Here is a 20,822-nt window from a genome sequence, read left to right as displayed (position 1 = left end):
TTTGGATATGTTTAAAAAGGAGCTTGTATAAATGCAAACTATGACGATAAAAGAAGCGGAAAATGTATTGAAAGAAATTATGAATGAAGAAGATGATCGCTTTCAACTGTTAATGAAAGATGATCGAAAAGGTGTTCAAAAGCTCGTTTTGAAGTGGTATAAACAAAAAGAGTTAGAACAGAAAGAAAAAGAGAAGTTTTTTGAAATGTCCAAGTATGAAAATGCTTTGCGTGAAAAAGGGGTCACATATATTGCGGGTATTGATGAAGTAGGGCGCGGGCCATTGGCTGGGCCTGTTGTGACGGCAGCTGTCGTTCTTCCTGAGGATTTTTATATTCCAGGGTTAAATGACTCGAAAAAGTTGAGTGAAGCGAAACGTGAGCGTTTTTATGATGAAATAAAAGTACAAGCAATTGCAATTGGAGTAGGAATTGTATCACCGCAAGTTATTGATGACATTAATATTTACCAAGCAACGAAACAAGCGATGTTAGATGCAGTTGCAAATTTATCTTGTACACCCCAACATTTATTAATTGATGCGATGAAGCTTCCTACACCAATTCCGCAAACATCAATTATTAAAGGTGATGCGAAAAGTGTTTCGATTTCAGCAGCATCCATTATCGCAAAAGTAACGAGAGATCGTATGATGAAAGAACTGGGAGAGAAGTATCCTGAATATGGATTTGAGCAACATATGGGATATGGCACAAAGCAACATTTAGAGGCAATTGAAGTGCATGGAGTACTAGATGAACACCGCAAGTCATTCGCACCAATTAAAGATATGATTCAAAAATAAGCTGTAAATATATAGCTTATTTTTTTATTTTGGCATATAAACATTACTATTTTCGAAAAAGAATAAAGCGATTTCAGTTTTCTGACACTTTATTGTAGACAGCGTGCCAATCATCTTATACAATGGCAATGTAATGTTTTTTAAACATTAAAAAACTTTTCGAGTAAAACAGGAAAACAGGGGAGGATGGGACCATGAATATCCATGAGTACCAAGGTAAGGCAGTCCTTAGAAGCTATGGGGTTAGCGTTCCGAACGGGAAGGTTGCATTTACAGTAGAAGAAGCTGTAGAAGCAGCGAAAGAATTAGGAACAGATTTATGTGTAGTGAAAGCACAAATTCACGCTGGTGGACGCGGCAAAGCTGGCGGAGTAAAAGTTGCAAAAAATTTAGATGAAGTTCGTACATATGCAGAAAGCATTTTAGGAACTACACTTGTGACACATCAAACAGGTCCTGAAGGTAAGGAAGTAAAACGCTTACTTATCGAAGAAGGTTGCGATATTAAAAAAGAATATTATGTAGGTCTAGTTTTAGATCGTGCAACTTCTCAAGTTGTTTTAATGGCGTCTGAAGAAGGCGGAACAGAAATTGAAGAAGTAGCAGAAAAAACACCTGAAAAAATCTTTAAAGAATATATTGATCCAGCAGTAGGCTTACAAGGTTTCCAAGCGCGCCGAATCGCATTTAACATCAATATTCCAAAAGAGCTTGTAGGACAAGCTGTGAAGTTTATGATGGGCTTATATCGTGCGTTTATCGAAAAAGATTGCTCTATCGCTGAGATTAACCCACTTGTTACAACAGGTGAAGGTAAAGTTATGGCATTAGATGCAAAATTAAACTTTGATTCTAATGCATTATATCGCCATAAAGACATTTTAGAGCTTCGTGATCTTGATGAAGAGGATTCAAAAGAAATTGAAGCTTCAAAATACGACTTAAACTACATTCCCTTAGATGGAAATATCGGTTGTATGGTTAATGGTGCAGGTTTAGCGATGGCTACAATGGATATCATTAAACATTACCACGGTGACCCAGCTAACTTCTTAGATGTTGGTGGCGGTGCAACTGCAGAAAAAGTTACAGAAGCATTCAAAATTATCCTTTCTGACAAAAATGTAAAAGGTATCTTCGTTAACATTTTTGGTGGCATTATGAAGTGTGATGTTATTGCAGAAGGTGTTATTGAAGCAACGAAACAAGTAGGTCTTGAGTTACCTTTAGTTGTACGTCTTGAAGGTACAAACGTAGAACTAGGTAAGAAAATTTTAAATGAGTCTGGCTTAAATATTGTTGCAGCAGAATCTATGGCAGACGGTGCACAAAAAATTGTTTCACTAGTGGGCTAATAGAAAGCGGGGGAGAAAAATGAGCGTATTAGTTAATAAAGATACAAAAGTTATTGTTCAAGGTATTACAGGTTCTCAAGGTTTATTCCATACAAAACAAATGATTGAATACGGTACGAAAATTGTCGGTGGTGTAACACCAGGTAAGGGCGGCACTGATATTGAAGGTGTACCAGTATTTGATACAGTAGAAGATGCAGTGAAAGCAACAGGCGCAAACGCTTCAGTTGTATACGTTCCACCCGCTTTTGCGGCAGATGCAATTATGGAAGCTGTTGATGCAGAAATTGATTTAGTAGTATGTATTACTGAAGGGATTCCTGTATTAGATATGGTAAACGTAAAGAGGTATATGGCGGGTAAACATACACGTTTACTTGGACCAAACTGCCCAGGTGTAATCACACCGGATGAATGTAAGATTGGTATTATGCCAGGATATATTCATAAAAAAGGTCATGTTGGTATCGTATCTCGCTCTGGTACATTAACGTATGAAGCTGTACATCAGTTAACACAAGAAGGTATTGGCCAATCTACTGCTGTAGGTATCGGCGGAGACCCTGTTAACGGTACAGACTTTATTGATGCTTTAAAAGCATTTAATGAAGATGAAGAAACACATGCTGTAATTATGATTGGTGAAATCGGCGGTACAGCAGAAGAAGAGGCAGCTGAATGGGTAAAAGCTAATATGACAAAACCTGTTGTAGGCTTCATTGGTGGTCAAACAGCGCCTGCTGGCAAACGTATGGGCCATGCTGGTGCAATCATTTCTGGCGGTAAAGGGACTGCTGCTGAAAAGATTAAAACAATGGAAGCTTGTGGCATTAAAGTAGCTGAAACTCCAGCAGTTATGGGAGAAACGCTAATCTCTGTTTTAAAAGAAAAAGGTTTATTTGAGACTTGTAAAAACTATTAATCTGTTGAAAGACACCTTCTTACTTGAGGGTGTCTTTTTAGACTTTTTCTGTTTACATAATAAAAATTATGGGTAAGGAGAATCAAGATGAAAAGAGAGAGATTATTACATCTTCATTACTTGCTAGCAGATTATTGGAAAGCGATGGAGAGGCTACTATATGTCGATCCAGAATTAGAGAACATATATAATTTTAACGAAAAACAAATGGAATACTACACTGGAATATCCTCGAAAAAATCTGCAGAACTAGTAAAATTTCTTCAAAGTTCAAGTCTTCCGCAATATATATCGTATTTAGAGAAAAATCGTATTTTTTATATAACGATATGGGATGAAAATTATCCACAATTATTACATGAAATACAAGACCCCCCCTTCGTTTTATATGGAAAAGGAGAGGAAAATTTCCTGAATAAAGTAAATAAATTAGCGGTTGTTGGAACGAGAGAACCATCATTATATGGTCATGAGAGTTTGAAGTTTATTTTACACCCTTTATTAGAAAGAGAGTGGCTTATTGTCAGTGGGTTTGCAAAAGGGATAGATACAATGTCTCATGAGATTACAGTAAGGCATCATTGCCCGACTATTGCGGTATTAGGGCACGGATTGTCTTTTATGTATCCGAAAGAAAATAGACATTTATATGAAATGTGGAAGGAGTATATATTGTTATTGACAGAGTATCCGCCGCACTATGCACCGAAAAAATGGTATTTTCCAAAAAGGAACCGGATTATTAGTGGCATAAGTAAAGGTGTTTTAGTTGTAGAAGCGAAATCGAGAAGTGGAACACTTATTACTGCAGACCTTGCGTTAGAGCAAAATAGAGAGGTGTTTGCGCTTCCTGGACCTATATTTATAGAGGGGGCATCGGGAACGAATCATCTTATTCAACAAGGAGCAAAACTAGTAAGAAATGCAGAAGATATCTTGGAAGAGATTTTAAATTAACCTTATATTTTTATGTTTTTATTAAACAATTATTGACAAATGGTAGATTGGCACTGTATGGTATATTCATTCTTGATTGACAAAAACAAGAGAAATCAATAAGATTAATGAAGACTTGAATCCACCTCTTAAGGAGGCACTAGCATGTCAGATTACCTCGTAATCGTGGAGTCGCCTTCTAAGGCGAAGACCATTGAGAAATATTTAGGGAAAAAATACAAAGTTGTCGCGTCTATGGGACATGTTCGCGATTTGCCAAAAAGTCAAATGGGGATAGAAGTAAAGAACAACTTCACCCCGAAGTATATTACCATTCGTGGTAAAGGTCCCGTCTTAAAAGATTTAAAATCAGCGGCGAAAAAAGCAAAGAAAGTCTATCTCGCGGCCGATCCAGACCGTGAAGGGGAAGCGATTGCTTGGCATTTAGCGAATACGTTAAATGTGGACGTTGAATCAGATTGTCGGGTTGTGTTTAATGAGATTACGAAAGATGCAATCAAAGAATCATTTAAACATCCTCGTGCAATTAATATGGATTTAGTGGATGCACAACAAGCAAGACGTATACTTGATCGTCTTGTTGGTTACAATATTAGTCCTTTATTATGGAAGAAAGTAAAAAAAGGATTAAGTGCAGGACGTGTACAATCTGTAGCAGTTCGTTTAATCATCGAGCGTGAAAGGGAAATTCAAAACTTTGAACCTGAAGAATTCTGGACAATTAAAACAGAATTTGTAAAAGGAAAAGACACATTTGAAGCAAGCTTTTACGGTGTAGATGGTGAAAAAGTTCAATTAACAAATGAAACGCAAGTGAATGAAATAATTGAACAGATGAAAGACAATGCGTTTTCAGTTGAAAATGTAACGCGCAAAGAGCGAAAACGTAATCCTGCATTACCGTTTACAACATCTTCCTTGCAACAAGAAGCAGCACGTAAGTTAAACATGCGAGCAAAGAAAACAATGATGCTTGCACAGCAATTGTATGAAGGGATAGATCTTGGAAAACAAGGAACTGTAGGTCTTATTACGTATATGAGAACTGATTCAACACGTATCTCAGAAACAGCTCAAACAGAGGCTCGTACTTACATCACTGAAGCGTATGGTACGGAATACATAGGAACAGAAAAGAAGAAAGAAACGAAAAAGTCAAATGCACAAGATGCGCATGAGGCAATTCGTCCTACTTCGGTAATGAGAAAGCCAGAGGAACTAAAAAGTTTCTTAGGTCGTGATCAACTTCGATTATATAAATTGATTTGGGAGCGATTTGTTGCAAGTCAAATGGCGTCTGCTATAATGGATACTGTGACAGCGAGACTCATTAATAACAATGTTCAGTTCCGTGCAAGTGGATCGGTTGTAAAGTTCCCAGGATTTATGAAAGTGTATGTAGAGTCAAAAGATGATGGTGCTGAAGAAAAGGATAAGATGTTGCCGCCTTTAGAAGTAGGGGAAACTGTATTTTCAAAGGATTTAGAACCAAAGCAACATTTTACACAACCTCCTCCGCGCTATACAGAGGCTCGTCTAGTAAGAACACTTGAAGAACTTGGAATTGGAAGACCGTCGACATATGTACCTACACTTGAAACGATTCAAAAGCGTGGGTATGTAGGCTTAGATAATAAACGCTTCGTTCCGACTGAACTTGGTGAAATAGTAATTGAACTTATTTTAGAGTTTTTCCCAGAAATTATTAACATTGAATTTACTGCCAATATGGAGCAAAGCCTTGATGAAGTAGAAGAAGGAAATGCGAATTGGGTAAAAATTGTTGATGATTTCTACGTAGGTTTTGAACCGCGTTTAGAAAAAGCGGAAAAAGAAATGCGTGAAGTGGAAATTAAAGATGAACCAGCTGGGGAAGATTGTGAATTATGTAATCACCCAATGGTCTTTAAAATGGGTAAATACGGGAAATTTATGGCTTGCTCGAATTTCCCAGATTGTCGTAATACAAAGCCGATTGTGAAAGAAATCGGTGTTACTTGTCCAAAGTGTGATAAGGGTCAAATTATTGAACGCCGTAGTAATAAAAAGAAACGTCTTTTCTATGGGTGCGGTACGTATCCGGAATGCGACTTTGTATCTTGGGATAAGCCAATTGGTCGTAAGTGTCCGAAGTGCGAAGGCATGCTTGTAGAGAAAAAGTTGAAAAAAGGCGTGCAAGTACAATGTATTTCGTGCGATTATGAAGAAGAACAACAAATGTGAGCGTAACTGCTCACATTTTTTTCGGGAAGAAAAGGAAAGGTGATATAAATGACAACACAAGTAGTAAACGTCATTGGCGCAGGTCTTGCAGGAAGTGAAGCAGCTTACCAAATTGCAAAACGTGGTGTCCAAGTTAGATTATATGAAATGAGACCGGTAAGGCAAACGCCAGCTCATCACACAGATAAATTTGCTGAATTAGTATGTAGTAACTCACTTCGTGCAAACACTTTAACAAATGCAGTTGGAGTTATTAAAGAGGAAATGCGCTTAATGGATTCTGTAATTATTCGTGCGGCGGATGAGTGCTCTGTACCAGCTGGAGGTGCTTTAGCTGTAGACCGTCATGAGTTCGCAGCTAAAGTAACGGAATACGTAAAGAACCATCCAAATGTAACTGTAATGAATGAAGAAATTACAGATATTCCAGAGGGACCGACAATTATTGCTACAGGTCCATTAACATCTCCTGATCTTTCTGCAAAATTGAAAGAATTAACAGGAGAAGATTATTTCTACTTCTATGATGCTGCAGCCCCAATCGTAGAAAAAGACAGCATTGACATGAATAAAGTATATTTAAAATCGCGCTATGACAAAGGGGAAGCTGCATATTTAAATTGCCCAATGACAGAAGAAGAGTTTGATCGTTTTTATGAGGCTCTGATTGCTGCTGAGACAGTGCCTTTAAAGGAGTTTGAAAAAGAAATTTTCTTTGAAGGTTGTATGCCAGTAGAAGTTATGGCAAGTAGAGGGAGACAGACGTTAGTATTTGGACCTATGAAACCTGTTGGATTGGAAGATCCAAAAACAGGGAAAACGCCATATGCTGTTGTTCAGTTACGTCAAGATGATGCAGCGGGAACTTTATACAATATCGTAGGTTTCCAAACACATTTAAAGTGGGGACCACAAAAAGAAGTGCTACAGTTAATTCCGGGATTGGAAAATGCAGAGATTGTACGTTATGGTGTAATGCATCGTAATACGTTTATTAATTCACCCAATTTGCTTCGTCCAACATATCAATATAAACAACGTGATGATTTATTCTTCGCTGGTCAAATGACTGGAGTAGAGGGATATGTTGAATCAGCAGCATCAGGATTATTAGCAGGGATTAATGCTGCGCGTCTTGTGCAAGGTGAAGAACCAGTTGTATTACCACCAGTAACTGCAATGGGTAGCATGGCAAATTACATTACGGCAACAAACGCTAAAAACTTCCAACCGATGAATGCGAACTTCGGTCTATTTGCACCGTTAGAGAAGAAGATTAAAAAGAAAGCAGAACGAAATGAAGCGTACGCAGCACGCGCTTTAGAAACGATTCGAAATTTTGTAAATATTTAGTTAAATTTCTTGCAAAGGCTACTAAGTTGTGATACGATTTAGTAGCCTTTATTGAGGTGAGTTGTGTGAATGTGAAGAAATTGTTACAATTATTCGTTGGATATTTACAAATTGAAAGAAATTATTCAAAATATACAATTGCAAGTTATCAAAATGATTTAGAACATTTTGTGCAATTTATGGAACGAGAAGGCATATCCTCTTTTTTAGACGTTACATACGCGGATGTTCGTTTGTACTTAACGACGTTGCACGATGAAAAGTTAGCCCGTAAATCTGTCGCAAGAAAAGTATCAAGCTTACGAAGTTTATATCGTTTTTTGATGCGTGAAGGTTATCGAAAGGATAATCCGTTTGCACTTGCGTCACTCCCCAAAAAAGAATTGTCAATCCCAAAGTTTTTATATGCTGAAGAGTTAGAGGAATTATTCGAAGTTTCTGACACGGAAACGCCATTAGGTCAAAGGAATCAAGCTTTATTAGAGTTGATGTATGCGACTGGGATCCGTGTGAGTGAATGTGTCAATTTACAACTTACCGATATTGACTTTGCGGTGGGAACAATTTTAGTAATGGGAAAAGGAAAAAAACAAAGGTATATTCCATTTGGAAGCTATGCGCAAGATTCTTTAATTACTTATATAGAGAATGGGAGAAAACAGTTAGTTAATAAGACTGACGAAGACTCTCATATGGTATTTTTAAATGCGAAAGGTACACCGCTAACAAGTCGTGGAGTTCGTTATGTTTTAAATGAAATCATTAAAAAGGCTTCACTGACAATGCGGATAAGTCCCCATATGTTAAGGCATACATTTGCTACACATATGCTAGATGAAGGGGCAGATTTACGTACTGTACAGGAGCTATTAGGCCATGAGAATTTGTCGACGACACAAATTTATACGCATGTCTCTAAAGAAAGATTGCGTTCTGTTTACATGAAGCATCACCCGCGGGCATAAATTGCTTTAAAAGCTATAAAAACAAATAAAGGAGTTTTTTCTATGGGAAATTTCCACGCTACAACGATATTTGCAGTTCATCATAATGGAGAATGTGCAATGGCTGGAGATGGCCAAGTGACGATGGGAAATGCTGTTGTAATGAAACATACAGCTCGTAAAGTTCGTAAGCTTTTCCAAGGTAAAGTTTTAGCTGGTTTCGCAGGATCAGTTGCTGACGCATTTACTCTTTTTGAAATGTTTGAAGGGAAATTAGAAGAGTATAATGGCAACTTGCAACGTGCTGCTGTTGAAATGGCAAAACAATGGCGTGGCGATAAAATGTTACGTCAGCTAGAAGCGATGCTCATTGTCATGGATAAAACAACTATGCTCCTTGTTTCAGGTACAGGAGAAGTGATTGAACCGGATGATGGTATTTTAGCAATTGGATCTGGTGGGAATTATGCACTTTCTGCAGGTCGTGCTTTAAAGCAATATGCAAGTGAACACTTAACAGCGAAGCAAATTGCGAAAGCGAGTTTAGAGATTGCTGGCGATATTTGTGTTTATACGAATCACAACATAATTGTTGAAGAATTGTAGAATCGTAAGGGAGGCATTTTATATGCATTTACATTTTACTCCGCGCCAAATTGTGGAAAAATTAGATCAATACATCATCGGTCAAAAAGACGCAAAGAAAGCGGTTGCTGTAGCGTTGAGAAATCGATATCGTCGCAGTAAATTAGCTGAAAATTTACGTGACGAAATTGCACCTAAAAACATCTTAATGATTGGACCGACAGGTGTTGGGAAAACAGAGGTAGCACGACGAATGGCGAAACTCGTTGGAGCACCTTTTATTAAGGTTGAGGCTACAAAATTCACAGAAGTTGGATATGTGGGTAGAGATGTAGAGTCGATGGTACGTGACCTGGTGGAAACATCGGTTCGTATTGTAAAAGAAGAAATGGTAGTGAAAGTTCAAGATAAAGCAGAAGAGCAAGCGAATCAACGTCTTGTTGAAATTTTAGTGCCGAGTCCGGAGAAGCAATCTGGATTTAAAAATCCATTAGAGATGCTTTTTGGAGGCGCTCAAAATTCGAATCAAACGTCTGATACACAAGAAGATGTTGAAATCGAAAAGAAACGTCAAGATGTGGAGAGAAAGCTTGCTGCAGGGCTTCTTGAAGAAGAAATTGTATCGATTGAAGTGACTGAACAACAGTCTTCCATGTTTGATATGTTACAAGGAACTGGCATGGAACAAATGGGAATGAATTTCCAAGATGCGCTAGGAAGTTTTATGCCGAAAAAAACGAAAAAACGTAAACTTTCTGTAAAAGAAGCAAGAAAACTCTTGACAAATGAAGAGGCACAGCGCTTAATTGATATGGATGAAGTTACACAAGAGGCTGTTTATCGTGCTGAACAGCTCGGGATTATTTTTATTGATGAAATTGACAAAATTGCTGGTAAGCAGTCGAATAGCGTAGATGTATCACGTGAAGGTGTGCAACGTGACATTTTGCCAATTGTAGAAGGATCGAATGTTGCGACAAAATACGGATCAGTAAAAACGGATTATATTTTATTCGTTGCAGCTGGAGCGTTCCATATGTCTAAACCGTCGGATTTAATTCCGGAATTGCAAGGGAGATTTCCGATTCGAGTAGAATTAACAAAATTATCGACAGACGATTTTGTTAAAATATTAATCGAGCCTGACAATGCGTTAATTAAACAATATATGGCATTATTAGCGACTGAAGGTATAGAAATTGAATTTTCAGACGAAGCTATTCGTAAGATTGCTGAGATTGCTTATCAAGTTAATCAGGATACAGATAATATTGGAGCAAGAAGACTTCATACGATTATGGAGAAGCTCCTTGAAGATTTATCGTTTGAAGCATCTGAAATTACGTTAGAGAAAATAACGATAACACCTCAATACGTTGAGGAGAAATTAGCAACAATTGCTAAAAATAAAGATGTGAGCCAGTTTATTTTGTAATAGTGTCATCAGGTGACTCGCCCTAGTTTCCAAGTGATGAAAAAATATGTGAGTAACATGTAGGAGGAACTTTTGAAATGGAATTATTAGCAAAAACGAGAAAATTAAATGCGTTATTACAGAGCGCAGCAGGGAAGCCTGTAAACTTTAGAGAAATGTCTGACACAATGTGTGAAGTAATCGAAGCAAACGTATTCGTAGTTAGCCGTCGTGGTAAATTACTAGGTTATGCAATTCACCAACAAATCGAAAACGAACGCATGAAGCAAATGCTTGCAGAACGTCAATTCCCAGAAGAATATACACAAAGCTTATTCAACATTACAGAAACATCTTCAAACTTAGATGTGAACAGTGCTTACACAGCATTCCCAGTAGAAAACAGAGAATTATTTGGTCAAGGTTTAACTACAATCGTACCAATCGTTGGTGGCGGTGAGCGTCTAGGTACATTAGTATTAGCTCGTCTTGGTCAAGAGTTCTTAGATGATGATTTAATCCTTGCTGAGTACAGCTCAACTGTTGTAGGTATGGAAATCTTGCGTGAAAAAGCAGAAGAAATTGAAGAGGAAGCACGTAGTAAAGCTGTTGTTCAAATGGCGATCAGCTCATTATCTTACAGTGAGTTAGAAGCAATTGAGCACATCTTCGAAGAATTAAATGGAACAGAAGGTTTACTTGTTGCAAGTAAAATTGCTGATCGCGTAGGAATTACTCGTTCTGTAATCGTAAATGCACTACGTAAATTAGAAAGTGCTGGTGTTATTGAGTCTCGTTCTTTAGGTATGAAAGGAACATACATTAAAGTGCTAAACGACAAGTTTCTACAGGAACTTGCTAAATTAAAAACAAACTAATTTATAAAAAACTCTCCTCGATTGAGGAGAGTTTTTTTGTGCAATGTATAGATGGTGCTTGTGAAAAGTGTCATAAGCGTGTTTTCTGGGAAAACTATTAATTGTATTTACTTTTTTGCTTAAAAGAAATGAAGGTTGGTAATACTAGAATTCGAGTATGAACAAAGAAAGTTTTACATTGTTCGCATTTTCGACTTGATTGAAATATTTCAGTATGATATAGTAAGCAGTGGTGTCAGTACAAAGTACACACGTTTACTGATTTAAGTGTTGGTGCTACGTTTGTAGTTTCGCTTAGAGATGAAGTAAACGGAGGATATCAAAAACCATTTAGGAGGAACTATATTATGTCAGTAATTTCTATGAAGCAATTGCTTGAAGCTGGTGTTCATTTCGGACATCAAACTCGTCGTTGGAACCCAAAAATGAAGCGTTACATTTTCACAGAGCGTAACGGTATCTACATCATCGACTTACAAAAAACTGTGAAAAAAGTTGAGGAAGCTTACAGAACGATGCGCGACATCGCTGCTGAAGGCGGAGACATCTTATTCGTAGGTACTAAAAAACAAGCACAAGAAGCTATTAAAGAAGAAGCAACTCGTGCTGGTATGTACTTCGTTAACCAACGTTGGTTAGGCGGAACTTTAACAAACTTCCAAACAATCCAAAAGCGTATCAAGCGTCTTAAAGACATCGAAAGAATGCAAGAAGATGGTACTTTCGAAGTACTTCCTAAGAAAGAAGTTGTTCAACTTAAAAAAGAGTTAGAGCGTCTTGAGAAATTCTTAGGCGGTATTAAAGATATGAAAGGTCTTCCAAGTGCATTATTCGTAGTAGACCCTCGTAAAGAGCGTATTGCAGTTGCTGAAGCACGCAAATTACACATTCCAATCATCGGTATCGTTGATACAAACTGTGATCCAGACGAAATCGATCACGTTATCCCAGCAAACGATGATGCAATTCGTGCTGTAAAACTTCTTACATCTAAAATGGCAGACGCGATCCTTGAAGCAAAACAAGGTGAAGAAACTGTTACTGCGTAACAAAGTTGGAAAGGTGATAAGGGGTTCGGCCTTTTATCACCTTTTTTAAGGTATAAACACCTTTATAAAAGGTATAAATACATATTTTAGGAGGATGAAAAGTATGGCAATCACTGCTCAAATGGTAAAAGAATTACGTGAAAAAACTGGCGCAGGTATGATGGACTGCAAAAAAGCTTTAACAGAAACTAACGGCGACATGGAGAAGGCAATTGACTTCTTACGTGAAAAAGGTATTGCGAAAGCTGCTAAAAAAGCAGACCGTATTGCTGCTGAAGGTTTAACTTTCATCGAAACAAACGGTAATGACGCTTTAATCTTAGAATTAAACTCTGAAACTGATTTCGTTGCGAAAAACGAAGGTTTCCAAACACTAATTAAAGAATTAGCTGCTCACTTATTAACTAACAAACCAGCTAACGTTGAAGAAGCTATGGCTCAAACAATGGAAAACGGTAAAAAAGTTGAAGAGCACATCAACGAAGCAATCGCTAAAATTGGTGAAAAACTTACACTACGTCGTTTCGAAATCGTATCAAAAACTGATGCAGATGCATTCGGCGCTTACCTACACATGGGTGGACGTATTGGTGTATTAACAGTTCTTGAAGGTTCTACTGATGAAGCTGCTGCTAAAGATGTTGCAATGCACATCGCTGCAGTTAACCCTAAATACATCGACCGCGATGCTGTAACAGCTGAAGAAGTTGAGCATGAGCGTCAAGTATTAACACAACAAGCATTAAACGAAGGCAAGCCTGAGAAAATCGTTGCGAAAATGGTTGAAGGTCGTTTAGGCAAATTCTTCGAAGAGATTTGCTTACTTGACCAAGCATTCGTTAAAAACCCTGATATGAAAGTTCGTCAGTTCGTTGAGTCTAAAGGCGGAACATTAAAAGGATTCGTTCGCTACGCTGTTGGTGAAGGTATCGAAAAACGCGAAGACAACTTTGCTGAAGAAGTAATGAACCAAGTAAAAGGTAGTAACTAATACAGATTAGGGAACACATTGTGTTCCCTTTTTTAAAATAAAGATGTAAGCAATTGGAGGTTCATTATGAGTAAACCGAAATATAATCGTGTCGTTTTAAAGCTAAGTGGAGAAGCTTTAGCTGGAGAGCAAGGATTTGGAATTAACCCAACTGTTATTAAGTCAGTTGCGGAACAAGTAAAAGAAATTGCAGAACTTGATGTAGAGGTTGCTGTTGTTGTTGGTGGCGGTAACATTTGGCGTGGGAAAATTGGAAGTGAAATGGGCATGGATCGTGCAGGGGCAGATTACATGGGCATGTTAGCGACAGTTATGAATTCATTAGCTCTTCAAGATAGCTTGGAGAATATCGGAATTCAAACTCGTGTACAAACTTCAATTGAGATGCGTCAAGTTGCAGAACCTTACATTCGTCGTAAAGCAGTTCGTCACTTAGAGAAAAAACGTGTTGTTATCTTTGCAGCAGGTACAGGTAACCCATACTTCTCTACAGATACAACAGCAGCATTACGTGCGGCAGAAATTGAAGCAGATGTAATTTTAATGGCGAAAAACAATGTGGATGGTGTATATAATGCGGATCCATCTATTGATCCAACAGCTACGAAATACGAAACGCTTACTTACTTAGACGTATTAAAAGAAGGTTTAGGTGTAATGGATTCTACAGCTTCTTCTCTATGTATGGATAATGATATTCCATTAATTGTATTCTCAGTTATGGAAAAAGGTAATATTAAACGTGCCGTTTTAGGCGAAAATATCGGAACAGTGGTAAGGGGGAAATAAATATGGGACAACAAGTATTGAAGTCTTCAAATGAAAAAATGGAAAAAGCAGTTGCTGCTTATTCTCGTGAATTAGCAACAGTTCGTGCTGGCCGTGCAAACGCGTCTGTATTAGATAAGGTACAAGTTGATTACTATGGTGCACCAACACCAGTTGTGCAATTAGCGAACATTACAGTTCCAGAAGCGCGTTTACTAGTAATTCAACCTTATGATAAAACTTCTATCGGTGATATTGAAAAAGCAATTTTAAAAGCAGATTTAGGCTTAAACCCTTCTAATGATGGAACTGTAATTCGTATTGCATTCCCTGCATTAACAGAAGAGCGTCGTCGTGATCTTGTAAAAGTTGTGAAAAAATATGCTGAAGAAGCAAAAGTTGCTGTTCGTAACGTACGTCGTGACGGAAATGATGATCTTAAGAAGCTTGAAAAAGCTGGCGAGATTACAGAAGATGATTTAAGAGGATATACTGAAGATATCCAAAAAGAAACAGATAAATATATTGCAAAAGTTGACGAAATCGCAAAAAACAAAGAAAAAGAAATCATGGAAGTGTAATAGCGATAACTTCGCAAATATGACCCTCTTCTTAAGGGGGTCTTTTTACACTTTTAGGCATACGTCTGCTTGCTGGAGGGTATGAATGATGTTTAAAAACTTTCCTTTTTTTAAAGGTAAAAAGGACACATCGTTTGATCATCTCGTTGAAGAAGTGAAAAAAGGATATATCCCAGAACATATTGCCATCATTATGGATGGGAATGGAAGATGGGCAAAGAGGAGAGCAATGCCTCGTATTGCGGGACATCATGAAGGTATGCAAGTTGTAAAGAAAATTACAAAATTTGCAAGTAAACTTAATGTGAAAGTGTTAACTCTCTATGCTTTTTCAACTGAGAACTGGAAAAGACCGAAAAAGGAAGTTGATTATTTAATGAAGCTTCCAGAAGAATTTCTAGGTACATTTTTACCAGAATTGATTGAAGAAAACGTACAAGTCCGAGTAATAGGGCAAAAAGATCGTCTTCCTACGCATACACGCAGAGCGATGGAGAAAGCCATGGAAGATACGAAAGAGAATACGGGATTAATTCTTAATTTCGCGTTAAACTATGGGAGTCGAGATGAAATCGTTTCTGCTGTGCAACATATGATGAAAGATAATGAGGAAGGAAAAATTCGTTCTGAAGAGGTAAGTGAAGAAATGCTTTCCTCCTACTTAATGACGAGTTCTTTACCTGATCCAGAGTTGTTAATCCGAACAAGCGGAGAGCTACGTATTAGTAATTTCATGTTGTGGCAAATTGCATATTCGGAGTTTTGGTTTACAGACGTGTATTGGCCAGACTTCAAAGAAGAACATTTGCTAAATGCGATTACTGACTTTCAACATAGAGGGCGCAGATTCGGAGGCGTGTAGAAAGAGAGGGTTTGGTAGTGAAACAGAGAATTATTACTGGAGTGGTTGCTGCCGCGCTATTCATTCCCATCGTAATATACGGTGGCGTGCCTTTTACGGTTTTAGTGTATGCACTTGCTTCTATAGGTTTATATGAATTAATTCGTATGAATAAGCTTACGCTTATTTCAGTACCGACAGTTTTAGCTGCAGTATTATTGTGGATTCTTTTAATTCCAAGTAGTGCATCAGAACTGTTTACATGGATTGGATTAGGTAAATTGGAAATCACATTTGTGATTGTTTTATTACTTTTATCATATACAGTCCTTTCTAAGAATACATTTACTTTTGATAATGCTTCATTTTTACTGATGGCAACGACATATGTGGCAATGGGATTCTTATATTTAAATGAAACGAGAATATTAGGAATTAAATATGTATTTTGCGCATTATTTGTTATATGGGCTACTGATTCAGGCGCATATTTCGTAGGAAAAGCATTGGGCAAGAGAAAATTGTGGCCAGAAATTAGTCCAAATAAAACGATTGAAGGTTCATTAGGTGGCATCGTTTGTGGAATTATTGTGGCACTTGTTTACAATGTGTTCTTCCCAGTCGAATCGAATGTAGTAATTTTAATTGTGCTGACAATTATCATTTCTATTTTTGGACAAATTGGTGATTTGGTACAATCTGCATTTAAACGTCATTATGGCGTAAAAGATTCAGGTACAATTTTACCTGGGCATGGTGGTATATTAGACCGAACAGATAGTTGGTTATTCGTTTTACCAATTCTCTACTTCTTATTACAATACAATTAATAAATGAACGAGGGGTTGGAGTCATGAAAAACATTAGTTTATTAGGTGCAAGCGGATCAATTGGTACACAAACTTTAGATGTATTACGCTCGCACCCAGACCAATTCCGTCTCGTTGCTTTTTCTGTAGGGAAAAATATTGACTACGCAGTAAAGGTAATTCAAGAATTTTCTCCGCAAATCGTCTCTGTGCAAAGAGAGGAAGATGTTTTAAAATTACAATCTGTTTCTGGTAATACAAAAATTGTATATGGTAGTGAAGGACTTTTAGAAGTAGCATTACATCCAGATGCGGAGATTGTAGTAAATGCTGTTGTAGGTAGCGTAGGGTTGTTACCAACACTTCGTGCGATCGAGGCGAAAAAAACAATTGGAATTGCAAATAAAGAAACGTTAGTAACTGCAGGACATCTTGTAATGGAAGCAGCACGAAAACATAATGTTTCGTTACTTCCAGTAGATAGTGAACATTCGGCTATTTTTCAATGCTTGAATGGTGAAAATGAAAAAAGAATTTCTCGTCTTATTATAACGGCTTCTGGTGGAAGTTTCCGTGATAAAACGAGGGATGAATTGCATCATGTGACCGTAGAAGATGCGCTTCGACATCCAAACTGGTCAATGGGTTCGAAAATTACAATTGATTCTGCTACAATGATGAATAAGGGACTAGAAGTAATTGAAGCACATTGGCTTTTTGGTATCCCTTATGAGCAAATCGATGTTGTTTTACATAAAGAAAGTATTATCCATTCTATGGTTGAATTTGAAGATCGTAGTGTAATGGCGCAGCTTGGTTCACCTGATATGCGAGTACCAATTCAATACGCACTTACATATCCTGATAGATTGTCTCTTTCAGACACAAAACAGTTAAACTTATGGGAAATAGGGACGTTGCATTTTGAGAAAATGGACCAAGAACGATTCCGTTGTTTACGTTTTGCGTATGAAGCTGGAAAAGCAGGTGGAAGTATGCCAGCTGTAATGAACGCAGCGAATGAAGTAGCTGTTGAAGCCTTTTTACAAAAGAGAATTGGTTTCTTAACAGTGGAAGACCTCATTGAAAAAGCAATGAACCATCACAATGTCATTGCACGACCGAGCTTAGAGGAAATTTTGGAAATTGATGCGGCCACAAGACGGTTTGTGATGGAACAAATTTAGCAAAGGTGGTTATGGAATTGAATACAGCGATTGCCTTTATATTAATTTTCGGTGCACTCGTATTTTTCCATGAGCTAGGGCATCTATATTTCGCAAAAAGAGCAGGTATTTTATGCCGCGAGTTTGCGATTGGTTTTGGTCCGAAAATATTCTCATTTGAAAAGAATGAAACGGTGTATACGATTCGATTACTGCCCCTTGGTGGCTATGTAAGAATGGCTGGCGAGGATGCGGACACAGTTGAGTTAAAGCCTGGGAAAAAGGTTGGCCTTGTATTAAATGAAAAAGACGAAGTTGTGAAATTGGTTTTTGATGGATATGAAAAGTATCCAAATGTTCGTGTTATTGAAGTCGAACAAGCTGATTTGGAGCATAATTTAACAATTTCGGGCTATGAAGAGTACGAGGAAGAGCTTCAAACGTTCCGAGTGAATGAAAAGGCTCGTATTATTACTGCGGGGGAAGAAATTCAAATTGCTCCGTATAATAGACAATTTGGCTCGAAAAAACTAGGGCAACGCGCTTTAACAATCTTTGCGGGTCCTGCAATGAACTTCATTTTAGCATTTGTTATTTTTGTGATTCTTGGATTTGTACAAGGGGTTCCTATTGACAAACCAATGGTCGGAAAAGTGATGGATAACAGTGCAGCACAGCAAGCTGGATTGAAAGAGAATGATACAATTCAAGCTATTGATGGGAAAAACACAAGTACATGGAAAGATGTTGTTACTATTGTACGTGAAAACCCAAATAAAGAAATTACGTTACAAGTAAAGCGTGATAATGAACAGTTTAATGTGAAAGTAACGCCAACACTCGATAAAGAAGGAAAAGACGAAGTTGGTAGAATCGGTGTTTATTCTCCTGTAGAGAAAACAGTAATGGGTTCTATTAAATCAGGATTTGAACAAACGTACCAATGGACGAAACTAATTTTTGAATCTCTTGTTAAATTAGTAACTGGTCAATTTTCTATTAATGAGTTGTCAGGTCCAGTAGGAATTTATAATCTAACAGATCAAGTTGTAGATTATGGGTTTACGCGTGTACTAAGTTTAGCTGCAGTTCTAAGCATTAATCTTGGTTTATTTAATTTATTACCAGTTCCTGCTTTAGATGGTGGCCGTTTATTCTTCTTCTTAATTGAAGCGTTACGAGGGAAACCAATTGACCGCCAAAAAGAAGGAATGGTTCACTTTATTGGTTTTGCATTATTAATGTTACTTATGTTAGTTGTAACTTGGAATGACATTCGTAAGTTTTTCTTGTAAAATAAAGTGAAACTTATAATGAAATAGAGCTCGTAGAATAAAATCCCTCACCTAACTCGAGGTGAGGGGTTTTACTGCGTGTAAGAGTAAAATGAAGAGGTGCAAATAAATGAAACAAAGTATGATATTCAGTCCTACATTACGTGAAGTTCCAGCTGATGCTGAAATTAAGAGTCATCAGCTATTACTTCGTGCAGGTTTTATGCGTCAAAATGCTTCTGGTATTTATAGCTTTCTACCATTTGGATTAAAAGTATTACACAAAGTAGAACGTATCGTTCGAGAAGAAATGGAGCGCGCAGGAGCTGTAGAATTATTAATGCCAGCTATGCAAGCTGCAGAATTATGGCAAGAATCAGGTCGCTGGTATTCTTACGGATCTGAATTAATGCGTATGAAAGATCGTAACGCTCGTGAATTCGCATTAGGAGCGACACATGAGGAAGTAATTACGGACCTTGTGCGTGATGAAGTGAAATCATATAAAAAATTACCGTTAACCTTATACCAAATTCAAACAAAATTCCGTGATGAGCAAAGACCTCGTTTCGGCTTATTACGTGGAAGAGAGTTTCTAATGAAAGATGCATACTCTTTCCATGCTACACAAGAGAGCTTAGATGAAGTATACGATCGCTTATATAAAGCATACTCTAACATTTTTGCTCGCTGTGGCTTGAATTTCCGTGCAGTTATTGCTGATTCTGGAGCAATGGGCGGAAAAGATACACATGAATTTATGGTATTATCTGAAGTTGGTGAAGATACAATTGCATACTCTGACACATCTGATTATGCAGCAAACATCGAAATGGCTCCTGTTGTAGCTACGTATACGAAGAGTGACGAAGCCGAAAAAGCACTTAAAAAAGTAGCAACACCAGACCAAAAAGCAATTGAAGAAGTATCTGCATTCTTAAACATTGCAGCTGACAAGTGCATTAAGTCTATGGTATTTAAAGTAGATGAGAAATTAGTAGTTGTACTTGTTCGTGGTGATCACGAAGTAAACGATGTGAAAGTGAAAAATGTATACGGCGCTTCAGTTGTTGAGCTTGCTTCTCATGAAGAAGTAAAAGCATTATTAAATTGTGAAGTTGGTTCATTAGGACCGATTAATGTAACAGGTGATATCGAAATTATTGCTGATCATGCTGTAGCATCAATTGTTAACGGATGTTCAGGAGCGAATGAAGAAGGATTCCATTATGTAAATGTAAATCCAGAACGTGACTTTAAAGTAAATCAATATACAGATTTACGCTTCATTCAAGAAGGAGACCAATCTCCAGATGGAAACGGAACAATTCTTTTCGCACGCGGAATTGAAGTTGGTCATGTATTCAAATTAGGAACTCGTTATAGTGAAGCAATGAACGCAACATTCCTAGATGAAAACGGAAAAACACAACCACTTATTATGGGTTGTTACGGTATCGGTGTATCTCGTACAGTTGCAGCAATTGCAGAGCAGTTTAACGATGAGAACGGCTTAGTTTGGCCAAAAGCTGTAGCACCGTTCCATGTGCATGTAATTCCAGTAAATATGAAATCTGATGCACAACGTGAAATGGGTGAAAATATCTACAACTCATTACAAGAACAAGGCTATGAAGTGTTATTAGACGATCGTGCAGAACGTGCAGGTGTTAAATTTGCAGATGCAGATTTATTCGGTCTTCCAGTTCGTGTTACAGTCGGTAAAAAAGCAGACGAAGGTATTGTAGAAGTGAAAGTACGTGCTACAGGTGAGTCTGAAGAAGTAAAAGTAGAAGAACTTCAAACATATATTGCAAATATTTTAAAATAAGAAGAGGTACCTCGTAATGGGGTACCTTCTCTTTCTTTGTAAACGTATTTTGTAAAAGAAGAAGTGAGAAATCTTT

19 protein-coding genes are annotated in these 20,822 nt (G+C 37.6%); all 19 read left to right on the top strand.

Annotation, left to right across the window (positions count from 1 at the left end; all coding sequences use genetic code 11):
* The first annotated feature begins 31 nt into the window (after positions 1 to 31).
* The 19 genes from AXW78_RS18180 to AXW78_RS18090 all read left to right on the top strand — a co-directional run bounded on the left by AXW78_RS18180 (position 32) and on the right by AXW78_RS18090 (position 20,746).
* Positions 32 to 805: a ribonuclease HII gene (locus AXW78_RS18180; RefSeq protein ID WP_001194265.1), complete on the top strand. Its 774-nt coding sequence runs from the start codon at positions 32 to 34 to the stop codon at positions 803 to 805.
* 194 nt (positions 806 to 999) lie between these two features.
* Positions 1,000 to 2,160 (top strand): ADP-forming succinate--CoA ligase subunit beta, encoded by a 1,161-nt coding sequence (gene sucC / locus AXW78_RS18175; protein ID WP_061884513.1) that lies wholly within the window; start codon positions 1,000 to 1,002, stop codon positions 2,158 to 2,160.
* Positions 2,161 to 2,179: 19 nt separating this feature from the next.
* Positions 2,180 to 3,082 carry a succinate--CoA ligase subunit alpha gene (sucD, locus tag AXW78_RS18170; protein ID WP_000115178.1) on the top strand — a complete coding sequence of 301 codons (903 nt, stop codon included), beginning with the start codon at positions 2,180 to 2,182 and terminating at the stop codon, positions 3,080 to 3,082.
* Between the two features lie 87 nt (positions 3,083 to 3,169).
* Entirely contained in the window at positions 3,170 to 4,039 is an 870-nt protein-coding gene (gene dprA / locus AXW78_RS18165; RefSeq protein ID WP_000818040.1) for a DNA-processing protein DprA, read from the top strand.
* A gap of 144 nt (positions 4,040 to 4,183) precedes the next feature.
* Positions 4,184 to 6,262 carry a type I DNA topoisomerase gene (gene topA / locus AXW78_RS18160; protein ID WP_001286963.1) on the top strand — a complete coding sequence of 693 codons (2,079 nt, stop codon included), beginning with the start codon at positions 4,184 to 4,186 and terminating at the stop codon, positions 6,260 to 6,262.
* 48 nt (positions 6,263 to 6,310) lie between these two features.
* On the top strand, positions 6,311 to 7,615 hold the full coding sequence (gene trmFO, locus AXW78_RS18155; protein WP_000213002.1) for an FADH(2)-oxidizing methylenetetrahydrofolate--tRNA-(uracil(54)-C(5))-methyltransferase TrmFO: 1,305 nt from the start codon (positions 6,311 to 6,313) through the stop codon (positions 7,613 to 7,615).
* 65 nt (positions 7,616 to 7,680) lie between these two features.
* Positions 7,681 to 8,580 carry a tyrosine recombinase XerC gene (gene xerC / locus AXW78_RS18150; RefSeq protein WP_001101242.1) on the top strand — a complete coding sequence of 300 codons (900 nt, stop codon included), beginning with the start codon at positions 7,681 to 7,683 and terminating at the stop codon, positions 8,578 to 8,580.
* A gap of 42 nt (positions 8,581 to 8,622) precedes the next feature.
* Positions 8,623 to 9,165 carry an ATP-dependent protease proteolytic subunit HslV gene (gene hslV, locus AXW78_RS18145; RefSeq protein ID WP_000526272.1) on the top strand — a complete coding sequence of 181 codons (543 nt, stop codon included), beginning with the start codon at positions 8,623 to 8,625 and terminating at the stop codon, positions 9,163 to 9,165.
* A 22-nt stretch (positions 9,166 to 9,187) separates the two neighbouring features.
* Positions 9,188 to 10,579, top strand: a complete 1,392-nt coding sequence (gene hslU, locus AXW78_RS18140; RefSeq protein WP_000550078.1) for an ATP-dependent protease ATPase subunit HslU — start codon at positions 9,188 to 9,190, stop codon at positions 10,577 to 10,579.
* 77 nt (positions 10,580 to 10,656) lie between these two features.
* Positions 10,657 to 11,436 (top strand): GTP-sensing pleiotropic transcriptional regulator CodY, encoded by a 780-nt coding sequence (gene codY, locus AXW78_RS18135; RefSeq protein ID WP_000421290.1) that lies wholly within the window; start codon positions 10,657 to 10,659, stop codon positions 11,434 to 11,436.
* 347 nt (positions 11,437 to 11,783) lie between these two features.
* Positions 11,784 to 12,485: a 30S ribosomal protein S2 gene (gene rpsB / locus AXW78_RS18130; protein ID WP_000111485.1), complete on the top strand. Its 702-nt coding sequence runs from the start codon at positions 11,784 to 11,786 to the stop codon at positions 12,483 to 12,485.
* Between the two features lie 103 nt (positions 12,486 to 12,588).
* Positions 12,589 to 13,476: a translation elongation factor Ts gene (tsf, locus tag AXW78_RS18125; RefSeq protein WP_001018578.1), complete on the top strand. Its 888-nt coding sequence runs from the start codon at positions 12,589 to 12,591 to the stop codon at positions 13,474 to 13,476.
* A 66-nt stretch (positions 13,477 to 13,542) separates the two neighbouring features.
* The gene (gene pyrH, locus AXW78_RS18120) at positions 13,543 to 14,265 is read left to right on the top strand and encodes a UMP kinase (protein ID WP_000042668.1); all 723 of its coding nucleotides are present in this window, start codon (positions 13,543 to 13,545) and stop codon (positions 14,263 to 14,265) included.
* A 2-nt stretch (positions 14,266 to 14,267) separates the two neighbouring features.
* A complete protein-coding gene (frr, locus tag AXW78_RS18115; protein WP_000531501.1) occupies positions 14,268 to 14,825 on the top strand; it encodes a ribosome recycling factor in 558 nt (185 codons plus the stop codon).
* Positions 14,826 to 14,910: 85 nt separating this feature from the next.
* On the top strand, positions 14,911 to 15,687 hold the full coding sequence (gene uppS / locus AXW78_RS18110) for an undecaprenyl pyrophosphate synthase (protein WP_000971296.1): 777 nt from the start codon (positions 14,911 to 14,913) through the stop codon (positions 15,685 to 15,687).
* A 17-nt stretch (positions 15,688 to 15,704) separates the two neighbouring features.
* On the top strand, positions 15,705 to 16,496 hold the full coding sequence (cdsA, locus tag AXW78_RS18105) for a phosphatidate cytidylyltransferase (protein ID WP_000813592.1): 792 nt from the start codon (positions 15,705 to 15,707) through the stop codon (positions 16,494 to 16,496).
* 23 nt (positions 16,497 to 16,519) lie between these two features.
* Positions 16,520 to 17,662: a 1-deoxy-D-xylulose-5-phosphate reductoisomerase gene (gene dxr, locus AXW78_RS18100; RefSeq protein WP_061884512.1), complete on the top strand. Its 1,143-nt coding sequence runs from the start codon at positions 16,520 to 16,522 to the stop codon at positions 17,660 to 17,662.
* A gap of 17 nt (positions 17,663 to 17,679) precedes the next feature.
* Positions 17,680 to 18,936, top strand: coding sequence for an RIP metalloprotease RseP (gene rseP / locus AXW78_RS18095; RefSeq protein WP_001090243.1), 1,257 nt, complete (start codon positions 17,680 to 17,682; stop codon positions 18,934 to 18,936).
* Positions 18,937 to 19,045: 109 nt separating this feature from the next.
* Complete coding sequence (locus AXW78_RS18090) at positions 19,046 to 20,746, top strand: proline--tRNA ligase (RefSeq protein ID WP_000814290.1); 1,701 nt, start codon at positions 19,046 to 19,048, stop codon at positions 20,744 to 20,746.
* Positions 20,747 to 20,822: the final 76 nt, after the last annotated feature.

Source organism: Bacillus thuringiensis (assembly GCF_001595725.1).
GTDB classification, from domain to species: Bacteria; Bacillota; Bacilli; order Bacillales; family Bacillaceae_G; genus Bacillus_A; species Bacillus_A thuringiensis_K.
This window is presented reverse-complemented; position numbering and strand designations above follow the sequence as displayed.

Excerpts from the sequence above, each read along its gene's own strand:
- AXW78_RS18180 (WP_001194265.1), top strand. The coding sequence starts at position 32 with ATGCAAACTATGACGATAAAAGAAGCGGAAAATGTATTGAAAGAAATT.
- sucC (WP_061884513.1), top strand. The coding sequence starts at position 1,000 with ATGAATATCCATGAGTACCAAGGTAAGGCAGTCCTTAGAAGCTATGGG.
- sucD (WP_000115178.1), top strand. The coding sequence starts at position 2,180 with ATGAGCGTATTAGTTAATAAAGATACAAAAGTTATTGTTCAAGGTATT.
- dprA (WP_000818040.1), top strand. The coding sequence starts at position 3,170 with ATGAAAAGAGAGAGATTATTACATCTTCATTACTTGCTAGCAGATTAT.
- topA (WP_001286963.1), top strand. The coding sequence starts at position 4,184 with ATGTCAGATTACCTCGTAATCGTGGAGTCGCCTTCTAAGGCGAAGACC.
- trmFO (WP_000213002.1), top strand. The coding sequence starts at position 6,311 with ATGACAACACAAGTAGTAAACGTCATTGGCGCAGGTCTTGCAGGAAGT.
- hslV (WP_000526272.1), top strand. The coding sequence starts at position 8,623 with ATGGGAAATTTCCACGCTACAACGATATTTGCAGTTCATCATAATGGA.
- hslU (WP_000550078.1), top strand. The coding sequence starts at position 9,188 with ATGCATTTACATTTTACTCCGCGCCAAATTGTGGAAAAATTAGATCAA.
- codY (WP_000421290.1), top strand. The coding sequence starts at position 10,657 with ATGGAATTATTAGCAAAAACGAGAAAATTAAATGCGTTATTACAGAGC.
- rpsB (WP_000111485.1), top strand. The coding sequence starts at position 11,784 with ATGTCAGTAATTTCTATGAAGCAATTGCTTGAAGCTGGTGTTCATTTC.
- tsf (WP_001018578.1), top strand. The coding sequence starts at position 12,589 with ATGGCAATCACTGCTCAAATGGTAAAAGAATTACGTGAAAAAACTGGC.
- pyrH (WP_000042668.1), top strand. The coding sequence starts at position 13,543 with ATGAGTAAACCGAAATATAATCGTGTCGTTTTAAAGCTAAGTGGAGAA.
- frr (WP_000531501.1), top strand. The coding sequence starts at position 14,268 with ATGGGACAACAAGTATTGAAGTCTTCAAATGAAAAAATGGAAAAAGCA.
- uppS (WP_000971296.1), top strand. The coding sequence starts at position 14,911 with ATGATGTTTAAAAACTTTCCTTTTTTTAAAGGTAAAAAGGACACATCG.
- dxr (WP_061884512.1), top strand. The coding sequence starts at position 16,520 with ATGAAAAACATTAGTTTATTAGGTGCAAGCGGATCAATTGGTACACAA.
- AXW78_RS18090 (WP_000814290.1), top strand. The coding sequence starts at position 19,046 with ATGAAACAAAGTATGATATTCAGTCCTACATTACGTGAAGTTCCAGCT.